We start from the raw sequence: 12,160 nt of genomic DNA, 5'->3' as shown, positions 1-12,160 counted from the left end.
AGCCTGCCAGTCCACGCCCACGTCCGCAGTCCCGGTCATCTGCTCCTCCTGCTCGTCGTTCGGCGAGCAGTCCGGATCAGCGGTCCTCGAAGTCGTCATCACGCAAGTCGCCGGCCAGCCACAGCGTCTCGAGCGCGGATGCATTTACCGGGATTCCCCGCTGTTCCCCGCCCGTTCTGGTGCCGTTGTGGTGCGGCCGATGAGACAAGACGCCGAGTCAGTGCTCGCGGCGGCCGCACTCGGCCGGGTACAGGGCGGAGCCTGGAGCGGCCTCGGACGGTTGCCCGAGTTCGATGCACGCGCCGCCCGAGGCATCGGCGGTCAGCGCGTCGATCTGAACCGTCCGCACGGGCTGTTCGAATGGTGGGGTGTGCAGTTCAGCTTCGACCGGCGTCTGGAACGGCGCGCCTTCAAGGACGGCGATGGCGGTCAGGCTGCAGTCGGCCTGGGGCTCCACCTCCTCGATGGTCAGCCGCCAGTGAAGTTCTGCCTCTGCCAGGAGTTGCTTGCCGTAGATCCCATGAGCGAGAAGAGCACTGCGACGGTGGCGGATGTGCCGCGCTATGGCGCAGCAAAGCGGGACGCCGGCGCCGTAGGGAGTGTCCACGCGGTTGTGGCCGGCGGTCGGGAAGTAGTCCAGCGCGTTGGACAGGAGCCCGAGGGCTACGTCCTTGATGCGAGGCCGCTGCCCGTGCTCGACGAGGTCCAGCAAGATCGGGGTGGCAGCGTAGGCCGCTGGGAACACCATGGCGGCGTGGCCGCAGACGAAGCCGCTACCAGCGAGGAGAGATGCCGCGTCGCCTGTCTCGTTGGCGGTGGTGGACACGGTCAGCAGTCGTAGTGCGTGCGCGACGCGCTCTGGATCGTCGCACCGATGCCACGTCGGGTTGGGTATCGCCGACCAGTTCACGACGTCTATGGCATCAAGAGACACGCCTGCATTCTGCCGCGCTAGCAAGGCGCCCTCACGCGACTCTGGCATTTATGGGCTGAGACGTCATCCGCTCTTCGATCACGGTGCCCGCCTGGTCGAACAGGGTTCTTGATCGGGTGATCGCGTGAGAGCCGGTGTATGGCAGCAGGGCTCTTGGTAGTTCGGGGGTGCGATCCCAACCGAGTACCAGGAGGCCCTGTTGCCGCAGGCTTTCGCGCTCGCATGCCTGGCGGTGCGTGCGGCTGGACCCAGTGGTGCCTGACCATGCCGGGGCCAGGCAATCTCCGTCCGGCTCCGCTGCCGTCTGTGCCCGGCTCAAGATGCGCCGGACAGTGCCTACTGACTTCTTCGGATTGTTGTCGGGGTTGGTGACGTGGGGTGACCCCTGCGGTAGGCCGGAGGTATGTGGTACGCGCAGGGTGGAGGGCTGACCGCGGAGCGGCGGCTGTTACGCGGGCGGATCCGGTACGAGGCGGGTGAGCGTTTCGGGCGCCGTGAGAGAACCGCGGTGATCGCGAAGTGCCTGCGCACGGGGCCCGGCCGTTCATGGCTGGGAGGATCAGCGCTGGATGCTGGCCCGGATCAGAGTGCTGATCGCCCGGAAGTTTCGGCTGGACTGCTCGTCGGCGGCGGTGTGGCGGCTGCTGCGCCGGCACCGCTGGTCCTGGCAGTCGCCGGCCCGCCGGGCGCTGGAGCGCGACGAGCAGACGGTGGGTCTATGGAAGAAGGGTGTGTGGCCGCAGGCGGAATGACTGCGGCGGTGCTGGGGGCGTACGTCGTCTGCGAGGACGAGGCCGGGTTCTCGATGACCCCGCCACGCGCCCGCACCTGGGGTCGGCGTGGACACACGCCGGTGGTGAGAGTGCGGGACCGCGCCTGGCGCCGCTGGTCGATCGCGGCGATGTGCTGCTTCAAACCGGGCGAGGCGTCCCGGCTGATCTACCGGCCGCGCCGCCACCCCTTGTCCGTGAGTGTCGGCACTCCTCGGGCGGCGGCTTGGTAGAGCGCGGGCAGGGCATGGATGCGGGCGGCGGTGATGTCGGGGGTCGAGCCCGGTTCGACGTCGGAGACCCAAAGCGGCGTGCCATCGGGATCTCACAGCCGGGGCGTGCCCTGCCGGCCGTGCACAAGGGAGAAGTTGGCCAGTGCCTGCCGGTTCCCGTCCTCACCCAGCCGGGCGACCATCGGCTCCACCGACTTGCGCCTGCCGTCTGTCAGCAGCCCCCTCAGATAGACCTGCCCCCACCGGCGCTGGTCCTTGCGCGCGAACGGTTCGAACACCTCCGCCGCGAACGCCTCCAACTCACCACGCACCACAGCAATCTCATCCGGAGTCACACCCACTCAACGCCCCACCAGGCCCCAAGGACACGCACCACTCCAACCGACCTGACCAGGCACTACTAGTAGGACTCCGTTAGGTCTTCCGCTTGTCCCTGTTTGGGGGCATGGACGCACATGAAGTGGGCCGTGCCCGGGTGAAGTTGGGGTTATTCGTGGCCGATGTGTTCGCGTCGGTGCCGCGCAAGGGCCAGCGGGCGAAGGGTGACTGCTATCTGCGGGGGCTGATGCTCGACGGGCGGCGCAAGTCCATCCAGGCCATGGCGGAGCGGCTGCCGGACGGCAACGAGCAGAACCTGCAGCAGTTCGTGAACCAGTCGACCTGGGATCCGGTGCCGGTGCGCCGGCGGATCGCCGAGCGGATGATTCCGCAGATCACCCCGGCCGCGTGGGCGATCGACGACGTGTCGTTCCCCAAGGACGGGAAGATGTCGGTGGCAGTGGCTCCTCAGTACTGCGGGGCCTTGGGCAAGCAAGCCAACTGTCAGGTCGCGGTGAGTGTCCACGCGGTCTCCGACACGGCGTCCTGTCCGCTGCAGTGGCGGTTGTTCGTGCCCGAGGAATGGGCCCACGATGGCGAAAGGCGCAAGAAGACCGGCATGCCTCCCGAGGTCGGGCACCGGGAGAAGTGGCGACTGGCCCTGGACACCCTCGACGAACTGGCCGGGTGGGGCATGGTGCCGCCTGTGGTCGTGGCCGACGCCGGCTACGACCAGAACGCCGACTTCCGGGCCGGCCTGAGCGAGCGTGCCCTCGACTACGTGGTGGCGGTCCGCTCCGACACGAGCGTCCACCAGCACGAGGCACAGCCTGCCGTTGCGTCATGGTCGGGAACCGGCCGCAGGCCACAGCCCCGCTACCGGGACAAGCCCTCCTCATTGGCCGTGCTGGCGGCCGTCCACGGGCGGCAGGCATTCACCGAGATCACGTGGCGCCAGGGCTCCCGCGGACCGTTGCGCTCACACTTCCTGGTTGTGCGGGTTCGGCCCGCCGGCGTCAAGGCCCGCCGTCTGGCCCGAGCCGCCGCCATCACGAAGGAGGGCTGCTGGGACGGTGTCCTGCCCGAGGTGACGCTGCTGGTCGAATGGCCTGCCGGAGCCGAGGCGCCCACCGACTACTGGCTGTCCAGCCTGCCCGCCGCCACCCCGGTCGCCGAACTGGTCCGCCTGGCCAAGATCCGCTGGCGCATCGAGCACGACTACCGCGAACTCAAGCACGGCCTGGGCCTGGACCACTTCGAAGGACGCTCCTGGACCGGCTGGCACCACCACGTCACCCTGGTCACCGCCGCCCACGCCTTCCTCACCGAACAGCGCCTGGCCCCAAAAGCCGATACAGCGGACTCACCCTCTACCAGACCCTCGACGCCCTCCAGGACCTACTGAACTGCTGGACCGGCACCTGCACCACCTGCCACCAGCCCCTCCCCGCCAGGACACACACCACGCCAAGATCCAGACAGACCTAACGGAGTCCTACTAGTGCTGTGACCGCATAGGTTCGCCGGGTTGGCCGTCGTGGCGGTTGGAGGGGCGGCAGACATCCGTGCCGAATGCTGGAGGTCTTGGTGGCCGAGCTTTATGCACGGTACGCAGCCTGACCGATGCGGCTACGATCCACGGCGTGGGGCATAACGGGTGGCGAGCACTGATTGGCGCGGCGGGGGCGAGTGCCTTGTGCTGGGGAGTTGCTGGGACGGTGCATCTGGGGTTGGTGCATCACAGCAATGGGCGGCGCCGTGACGGTTGGAGCCTTCCCGAAGGTGGGGGGCTCTACGAGTTCGCGTTCATGGCAGGAGCCATCGTGACGTTGTACTCCGTTCCCGGGCTGCTTCGTCGCAAGGAGTGGTGGCTGGCGCTGAGCCTGAGCCTCGGAACTGTGGTGGGCGCGGTTTCGGTACTCGTTCTGGGACAGGAACCGCGGTATTGGGTCACTGCGGCGGTCATGGTTGCTCTCGGGGTTGCGGCACTCTTGGTGAGCCTGTGGTGGGGGCGTCAACGATCTGGTGCTGTGACCGCGTAGGTTCGCCAGGTTGGTAAGGCCGCGGCTTTGAGGGGGCGTCCGCCCCAGCGGATGCCCTTCTCACTGCGGATGCGGGCGCGTTCCTTGCGTTCGGCGGCCAGGACGTCGCGGTGGCGGGCGTTCGCGTTGCGCCAGCGCAGGTAGGCGTGCAGGGCCCGGGTCTGCACGGTGTGGTTGGGATAGTTCGAGTTGGCGATAGTGAACTGCCGCAGCGGTCCGAAGTGCGCCTCGATCGGATTCGCCCACGAGGCGTAGGTCGGCGTGAAGCACAGCTCGACCTTGTTCTTCTTCGCCCAGCGGCGGATGTCGGTGCCCTTGTGAGCGGACAGGTTGTCGAGGATCACGTAGATCGGGGCGCCGTCGGGCCGGGCGGCGCGGATCGACTTCAGCGCGGCCAGCGTGTTCGCGGCACCCTTTCTGCGGCAGTTGACGCCCCACAAGCGGTCGTCGCCGACCGAGTAGCAGCCGTGGAAGTAGCGCACCCCGTGGGTGCGGTGGTAGGTGGCTGGATGCCGCTCGGGCCGGCCCTGCTCGGCCCAGCCCGAGCCCGCGCTGGGTCGGATCCCGAGCGGGCCGAACTCGTCGAAGGCGAAGACCCGGTCCGGGAAGCGGTCGAGCACTTCCTCGATGCGGTCCAGCTTGGCCTCGCGCTCGGGGTCGGGGGGATTCCTTCCATGTCTTGGTGCGCTGGAAGGTGACGCCGCGGCGGGCGAGCAGGCCGCGTAATGCCTCGCGGCCGATGCGGATGACCCGGCCGTGGACTTTCCGCAGGTAGGCGACGAGTTTGCGCAGTGACCAGCGAGTGAACGGCTGGCCGAGCTTGGTCGGGCGGGTGGTGGCCGTCGCGACGACGAAGTCCTCGTCGTCAGGCGTGAGCAGGCGGGGACGGCCTCCCGCCCACCGAGGGTCCAGACAAGCCAGGCCGATCTCGTTGAACCGGTGGAGCACATCCCGGACGGTGTCCTCGTCGGCCTGCACCAGCTGGGCAATCACCGGCACCCGGTTCCCGCCGGCCGAGGCCAGCAGCATCATCGCGCGCCGATAGCGCACCGAGCTGGTGCTGCCCCGGCGCACAATCTGCTGCAGCTTCTGCCCCTCCTGGTCAGTCAGTCTGCGCACACGGACAGGCTCAGCCACCGCGCCTCCAGCAGTCGGATCGGACGTCACCCCACATCCAACCGCCACGACCACCGCCCCGGCGAACCTATGCGGTCACAACACTAGCCCGCACCGACCGGCGCGTACACACCGAACTGACCGATGAGGACTGGCGCCTGGTAGTGCAGCGGGACAGCGAACGCGCGGCCGCCTGGTCCGAACCGGTCCGCCGCACCGCCCAGCCCACCGCGACACCGCCCGGGGTCGCCTACCACCGGCTGTCGCCTGACGAGCACCGGTGGATCTTCGACGAGCTGATCGTGCCGACGGTGCTGGAAGGCATCGTGCCGCAGGCCGATCCCCGCGTCGTGTACCTGATTGGGCAGCCCGGTGCGGGCAAGACCGAGACGGCAGACCTGCTGCGCCGCGCTATGCGTCCCGGCACCATCCGGCTGAGCAGCAACGACTTCAAAGCCGCACACCCGGACTACCTCCAGCTGATGAAAACTGATCCACGGCGTCGGCGCAGCCATCCGCTCCGACTGCCGCGACGAGCGGGCGCCGCAGGGGCAGCGGGCCAGGACCTGCCTCGGCGGGCACCTCGTCGCACGGTCGACCCAACCGCCCGGCGGCTCGGGACCGGCTCCACGGAAAGCGGTTTCTGATGTCCGGAGTTAATACGGGCACCAGAAACCGCTTCGGGAGTGAAATGCGCGCCTTCCGGTCCGGCAGCGCGAGCATAGTCTCCAGCTCCGCTACCGCGCTTCTATCGAAGGAGGGTTTACTTTTGTCAGACTTTCGCCATCACTACAACTCGCACCACTCCCCGAGCCCTTCAACCGTCCCTGTCTGGACGAAGTTCTGCACAACATCCCACGCGTGATGGACACTCAGGATGAAGTCACCCGTGAATTCTGTCAGGTCATCCATGATTGGGACATCGATTGTCACCTCCGGTGAAACAGTGCCATCCCCGACGAGAAGGGAAACGCTCGCTTCATCATTGAAAAGATGAATGACAGCATGATCGCCTCGGAAACTCAGGGTCAATTGAGGGAATGCGTTGTCCGGGAATCGAACTTCCAGGTATCCCTGACCGCGCGAGCGCAGTTCATTGAACCCACTTGCGAGATCGGGCAGTTCCGAACGTCTCTCATTTGGGCTAAACCGCCCAGACTTTAGTGACGTCATCGACCACACCACGCTCATCCGTTCACCTCCAAAATGTCCACTGTCACCTGGGCCACGGCTTAGGATCCCGGTCGTTCCCAGTAATCGTCTTGCTGGCACTCCACCGCCCCGAGGGGGTCACGGTCCCCAGGGGAGTCCGGACATCCAGAACCGCTCCCTCGGGCAACAGGGTAGGCACCTGCGACGTACAGTAACCACAGATCCCGTTCGGGTTGTCGATCAGGAGCCTGCCGCTCTTTGCGCCCATCGCTCGCATAATCAGAGCCGCTTGCCCTTCGACGTGCCCGCTCGCCGCATAGTTGGGCAACGACGACTTCCCCGACACCAGCGGAAACAACGCGCCGTCGATCTCAAGAACCCCGGCGGTCTTACCTTCCTCGCCGATGCCAGCGAGCAACCGCTGCGCGGCACTGAGGGTACCCTTGCTCGTTGCAAGGGCCTTGGCGCCAGCCGCAGCGACTCCGCCTCCCACTACCGCGCTACCGCCCGACGCCCCGCCGGTAGCCATCTCCATGATCTCCGCAGCACACACCGGGGCCGTGGCCAGGCATCCATCGCCCACGGCGACGGCCACGGGAGCGGCGACCACGACCGCGGCCACTCCCACGATTGCGCCCAGGACGATCTTCTGCCAGGTTGCGAGTTTCGGCGTATCCGGAAGGTCGTCAGCCTTGGGGTCGTAGTAGGGATTTGTTCCCATCGCCCAGCAGGATCTGCACTGCGATCCGTCTCTTCGCTCGGGCTTCGGGTCAGGCCCCTTCTTGAACACGACCTGCGCCGACTTGTGGCCGGCGTCCGTGCGGATGGTGACGGTCATAATTCCTGTTCCGGTGCCGCCTCCCACCTTCTGGTACTGGAACGTCTGGGTGGAGGTCTGGCTGGAGTGGTACACCCAGGTCCCGTTGGGGCCCATCGCCATGTAGTCGTGGTAGCTGCCGCCGTTGCCGTCGCTGCACCCGCGCTCGCAGTCCGTGATCGGCCGCAGGCCGGTGGGGTCGGACATGGTGACCGGAGTGTTGTTCGCGTAGGCGTAACCGTTGAGGGACTCGTGGTCGTCGGGGGCGAGAACGGGGTCGACGGAGAGGAAGCGCCCGCTGGCCGGGTCGTACTCGCGGGCGCCGACGTGGGTGAGGCCGGTGCCGACGTCTGTGGGTTTACCGAGGAAGCCCTTGTCGTCGGGCCAGGTCGACGGTGTCGCGCCGCGCGCCTCACCGAAGGGCTTGGTGTAGCGGCGGGTGACGGCCTGGGTGGTGGCGTCCACGGTCATCGAGGCGGTGCCGTGGTGGTCGTCGACCATCCAGGACAGACCCGTTTCGGTGCGGACGGCGGTGGCATCGCCGGCCGGATAGTAGCGCTGGGCGGTGAACTTCTTGGCGGCCGTGTCGTAGTGGAGCTCCTGACCGGCCAGGTAGAGGACGGTGTTGACGGGGCCACGCCGGATCAGGAGTTCGCCGTTGGCGTCGTAGAGGTAGTCGGTGCTCTTGGTGTCTTCGGTGAGGTGGGTGAGTTCTCCCTCGATGTCCCAGGTGAGGCTCTGCGCGGTGCCGGTGGGGCCATAGCGCTTGGTGGTGTTGCCCTGCTCGTCGTAGGTGTAGCTCTTGGCGGTACCGCCGTCGACGGTGACGGAGGTCAGGGTGTGGGGCTGTCCGGCGCCGGTGGCATTGACCGCGGGATAGCCGTAGTCGGTTTTGGTGTCACCGGCGGCCTTGTGTTCGGTCTGGGTGTCGCGCAGACCCCCGGGCTTGTAGGTCCAGCTTGTCCAGTACGGGGCCGGCCCGCCGAGGGTGGACGCCGACCGGGCGGTGGCGCAGTCGTTGGAGGTCGGGGTCCAGGCTTCGGCCAAACGGTGGTAGCCGTCGTAGGCGAAGCACTGGGTGTCCTTGCCGTTGGCGTTGTCGGTGAGCGACTTGACGTTGCCGGTGGTGTCGTAGACGTAGTCGACGTCGCTGGTGTAACCGGTGTTGGTCTGGTCGACGGTGTGGGTGTTGGCCAGCCGACGGGTGCCGTCCTCGTAGCGGTTGAGGATCTGGAGCTGCTTGGCACCGGTGGAGGTGCCCAGGCGGGTTTCCTCGATCTCGCCGTACGGGGAGTAGCCGATGTTCTGGATGTAGTCGGTCATGCCGTCGGTGCCGGTGAGCATGCCCAGGTCGTTGTAGCTGTTGGTGACGGTCTCGGCGGGCAGACCGGCGGCTGCGGGCATCGAGGTGGACTGAACGGTGCCATCGATGTTGTAGACGGTGGAGGTGGTGAAAGTCTGCGGCGCGCCAGCGATGACCAGGGGGTCGGTGGCGGCGATGACGGTCTTGATGCCCTTGGCGCGGCCGAGGGCGTCGTAGCCGGTGACGGCCTGGGAGTAAATCTTGCCGGTGGTGCCGCCGACGTACCGGATCGAGGCGGTCAGCTGGCCTTTGGCCTGGGAGTCGTAGGTGAACTTGGTCAGTTGGTGGGCGTTGTCCTTCGTCCCGTCCCAGGTACCGATCTTGCGGTTGAGCTCGTCGTAGTCGGTGATCAGGGTGCGGGAGACGCCGTCGAGGGTCGTGGTGGCCGTCAGCGGCTGGTCGACGTCGTTGTACGTGGTGTCGGTCTCGCCCTTGTCAGGGTCGATGGAGGTGGTCTTGCGACCGCGAAGGTCGTAGCCGTACTTCCATACCGCCCCGTCCGGTCCGGTCATCTTCTTGAGCTGACCGCCGGGGGTGTACTCGTACTGAGTGCTCGTGTAGTCGCTGCCGGTCGGGGTGGGGCCGCCGTACTCGCGGCGTTCGGTGGTCCGACCGCGGGCGTCCACCATGGTGAGGGTGCCGGTGCCGCCCGCTGCGGCGGTCACGGCGGTGCGATCGCCCTCCGCTTCGGTCTTGGTGCGCCACTTCTCTTGGTCGTAGACCCGGAAAATCGATTCGGTGGTGCGGCCAGCGGCGTCGAAGACCGTCTCGGTGGAGGCGGGGACGGAGCCCGGGTAGGTATTGGCCAGGGCGCCTGAGGGCGCGTTGCTGTCGTGGACCTGACTGTTGGAGATGTAGGCCAGGCCGCGGTCGTCGTAGAGGGTTTCGGAGATCACCCGGCCGCCGTTCGGCGCGGGGACCTGCTTCTGGCGGGAGCGCAGCAGGCCGTCGAAGATCTCGTAGGAGCTGTTGTAGGTCTTGCCGTCGGCCTTGAGGGCGTCGGTGCGGACCCAGGTCTCTTTGTCGTTGTTGATGCTGTAGGCGTAGGCGATGCTGGCGGCGTCACCGAGCGTGTGGGAACGGTCCGGCTTCCAGACCGACCGCAGGCGGCCGAGCGCGTCGAAGGACCACTCGGTGACGTTGCTGTTGACGTCGGTGGTCTTGGTGGCCGTGCCCCAGGCCGGGTCCACCTCAGTGGTGGAGGTGTAGAGCTTGGGGTCGATTGAGGTCTTGGACGTCAGCGGGCCGTAGCCGGTGTCGTCGGGAACGTAGGTGGTCTTGACCGTTTGGTTGAGGGCGTTGGTCGCGGTGGACGGGCGGCCCAGCTTGTCGTAGGTGGAGCCGGAGACCTGCTGGTAGACCGGCTTCTTGTCGAGGGCGCCGTAGCTTGCGACCCGGTAGGAGGCAGTGATCTCGCCCTTGGTGGGCGCCGCGCCGACCGCCTGGCCGTCGTAGGCCGTGGTGACGTCGGAGACGACGTCGTCGGGGACCGTCGGCGTGGTCGTGCAGGAAACCGCGTAGGTCTCGGTGCGCGAGACCGCGTTCACAATCCAGGCCGAGGTGTTGCGGGCGTAGCTGGTCCGCACACACGACTCGTCGCCAAGTTTGGCAGCATCGCCGCTGTCTTCCACGGTGATCGGCATGCCGTATGTGGTGTCGTACGTGGTCTGCTGGGTGACGGTGCGGGTGCCGGTGGAGGTCTTGGTGCGGGTGACGGTCTCACCGGCCTGGACGATCCAGGAGTCGGTGGTGCCCCAGCTGTAGGCGTGGCTGCCGGTCTTGTGGGACCAGGGGGTGTTGATGGTGCCGCTGACTTCGTCGGCGTCGTTGTAGACGATGGTCTCGCGGACGAAGCCGGTGTACTGGCGAGAGTCGTCAAGGGAGGTGTCGGTGGAGTCGGTGACCTTCTCGACGCGGGCGGTGCCGTCGAGTTCCTTCTCGCCGTTCAGGCCGCGCATGTACAGCGTCATCTTCTTGCTGCGTGGGCCCTCGGAGTCGCCGGAGGTCTCCACGACCTTGCCGTAGCCGCGCCATTGCGACCAGGTGCGGTTGGACGTCTTGGTCAGGCCCTCGTCGTCGGAGTAGGCCCAGCCGCCACCGCCCTGGTAGTTGTAGTGCTTTTCGCCGGTGCCACCGTGTCCGTAGGGGTCGTCCTGGAAGACGGAGGTGACCACGTACTTGTGGAACCAGTCGGTGACCGGGGTCGCGCCGGACTGGGACCATTTGACCGGGTAGCAGCGGCGGGCGTTCTTGTCGATGTCCGCGGGCATGCTGCTGCCCCAGATGCAGTCCGGGTCGGAGTAATTGACGGTGAGGGTCGAACCCGTCTCGGACTTGATGGTGCGCACGCGCCACTTGATGTAGCGCAGGGTGTCCGGGCCGCTGCCTTCCACGTGGTTGGACAGCTGGAAGCCGCCGAAGACCACCGGTGGCATGGCGGCTGTGGTGGTGTTGGCCTTGCCGGTGTTCTGGATGGAGTTCAGCCACAGGCTCGCCGAGGAGGCGTCACCGGTGTCGGGGAAGCTCTGGTCCAGGTGCCAGGTGTCCACGTCCCGGCGGGTGATGCCGGTGCCGGTCCACACCGAGGTGGTGATGTCGGTGAGGCGCTTGCGGGTGAAGAAGGCAGGGCCGATCTGGGTGGTGCACTTGGTGCTGGCCGCGCAGATCAGGTCGTAGGGCACGTCGGGCCAGTTGGCTTTGGTGTCCTTGGTCAGACTGGTGCAGCCGCCCGAGGCGACGCAGCGCTCGGCGTAGGTGAAGTTGACCTGCTGGGCGGCGGGCTTGGTGTAGATCAGGTCGCTGCGCAGGCCGTAGTCAATGCGGTTGAGATAGCCGCCACGGGTGTAACCGGTGCCGTTGACGGTGGTGTCGGCGTTCTTGGAGTAGTAGTTCGTCTCCTGGCTGTACCAGTACGTGGAGGCGTTGTTGTGGGTGTCCACGACGTAGTCCAGGTTCCAGCGCCAGGCCTGGTTGCAGAAAGAGTCGGCGAAGCCGCTGGATTTGTAGCAGGGCTCACTGGCATCGTCACCGAAGACCGGGACGGTCCACACCGAGTTGGTGACCGGGTCGTCGTCGGCGGTGTCGCTGGTGCCCTTGTCACTCCAGCCTGGCAGCCGGTGCTTGCCGAAGAAGTACTGAATGCCAGACGCGTCCGTGACCTTCCAGTACTCGCTGTTGTTGTCACCATTGCCCGTCGCACCGGTGAGGTGCTCGACGCGGGTGCCGTCCTCGTTCTTCACCTTCCACGAGCCACCGGACGCCTCGGAGAGGGCCGTGGTGTCGCAGGCCGCCTTGTCGGCGCAGGTGTTGACCAGCTCTACTAGGGCTTGGTCATCTTCACCCGTGAGTGGAGTGTCTGTTGGTGTGTGAGCGTCGTTGACGTGGCGTGACACCTGGGGAGATGGCTGAGGTCCGG

General features: G+C 66.8%; 7 protein-coding genes and 3 pseudogenes. 4 read left to right on the top strand and 6 right to left on the bottom strand.

All coding sequences use genetic code 11. From position 1 onward, the window contains the following. Positions 1–217: 217 nt before the first annotated feature. On the bottom strand, positions 218–934 hold the full coding sequence (locus tag ACFYW8_RS42015; RefSeq protein WP_389092140.1) for a hypothetical protein: 717 nt from the start codon (positions 932–934) through the stop codon (positions 218–220). Positions 935–1,503: 569 nt separating this feature from the next. Between ACFYW8_RS42015 and ACFYW8_RS42010 the strand changes: the two genes are divergently transcribed. Continuing rightward, positions 1,504–1,686, top strand: coding sequence for a winged helix-turn-helix domain-containing protein (locus ACFYW8_RS42010; RefSeq protein ID WP_389092135.1), 183 nt, complete (start codon positions 1,504–1,506; stop codon positions 1,684–1,686). After that, positions 1,668–1,937: a transposase gene (locus tag ACFYW8_RS42005; protein WP_389092131.1), complete on the top strand. Its 270-nt coding sequence runs from the start codon at positions 1,668–1,670 to the stop codon at positions 1,935–1,937. The genes ACFYW8_RS42010 and ACFYW8_RS42005 overlap by 19 nt, the downstream gene beginning before the upstream one ends. Here the strand turns inward: ACFYW8_RS42005 and ACFYW8_RS42000 are convergent. Both ACFYW8_RS42000 and ACFYW8_RS41995 read right to left on the bottom strand, forming a co-directional pair. Then, positions 1,889–2,029, bottom strand: a pseudogene (locus tag ACFYW8_RS42000) (IS5/IS1182 family transposase); the annotation flags it as partial. The gene ACFYW8_RS42005 and the pseudogene ACFYW8_RS42000 overlap by 49 nt on opposite strands. Before the next feature lie 39 nt (positions 2,030–2,068). Then, positions 2,069–2,272 (bottom strand): annotated as a pseudogene (locus ACFYW8_RS41995) (transposase); the annotation flags it as partial. Positions 2,273–2,382: 110 nt separating this feature from the next. Here ACFYW8_RS41995 and ACFYW8_RS41990 point away from each other — a divergent pair. Continuing rightward, positions 2,383–3,660: an IS701 family transposase gene (locus ACFYW8_RS41990; RefSeq protein ID WP_389092126.1), complete on the top strand. Its 1,278-nt coding sequence runs from the start codon at positions 2,383–2,385 to the stop codon at positions 3,658–3,660. Between the two features lie 609 nt (positions 3,661–4,269). On the opposite strand, the pseudogene ACFYW8_RS41985 reads toward ACFYW8_RS41990, so the two are convergent. After that, positions 4,270–5,434: pseudogene (locus ACFYW8_RS41985) on the bottom strand (IS630 family transposase). Between the two features lie 143 nt (positions 5,435–5,577). Here ACFYW8_RS41985 and ACFYW8_RS41980 point away from each other — a divergent pair. After that, complete coding sequence (locus ACFYW8_RS41980; protein WP_389092120.1) at positions 5,578–6,060, top strand: zeta toxin family protein; 483 nt, start codon at positions 5,578–5,580, stop codon at positions 6,058–6,060. A gap of 142 nt (positions 6,061–6,202) precedes the next feature. On the opposite strand, the gene ACFYW8_RS41975 is transcribed toward ACFYW8_RS41980, so the two are convergent. After that, entirely contained in the window at positions 6,203–6,604 is a 402-nt protein-coding gene (locus tag ACFYW8_RS41975; protein ID WP_389092115.1) for a hypothetical protein, read from the bottom strand. Positions 6,605–6,629: 25 nt separating this feature from the next. Beyond that, entirely contained in the window at positions 6,630–12,137 is a 5,508-nt protein-coding gene (locus tag ACFYW8_RS41970; protein ID WP_389092110.1) for an RHS repeat-associated core domain-containing protein, read from the bottom strand. Positions 12,138–12,160 lie beyond the last annotated feature (23 nt).

This window comes from Streptomyces sp. NPDC002742 (assembly GCF_042888885.1).
Classification (GTDB): Bacteria; Actinomycetota; Actinomycetes; order Streptomycetales; family Streptomycetaceae; genus Streptomyces.
This window is presented reverse-complemented; position numbering and strand designations above follow the sequence as displayed.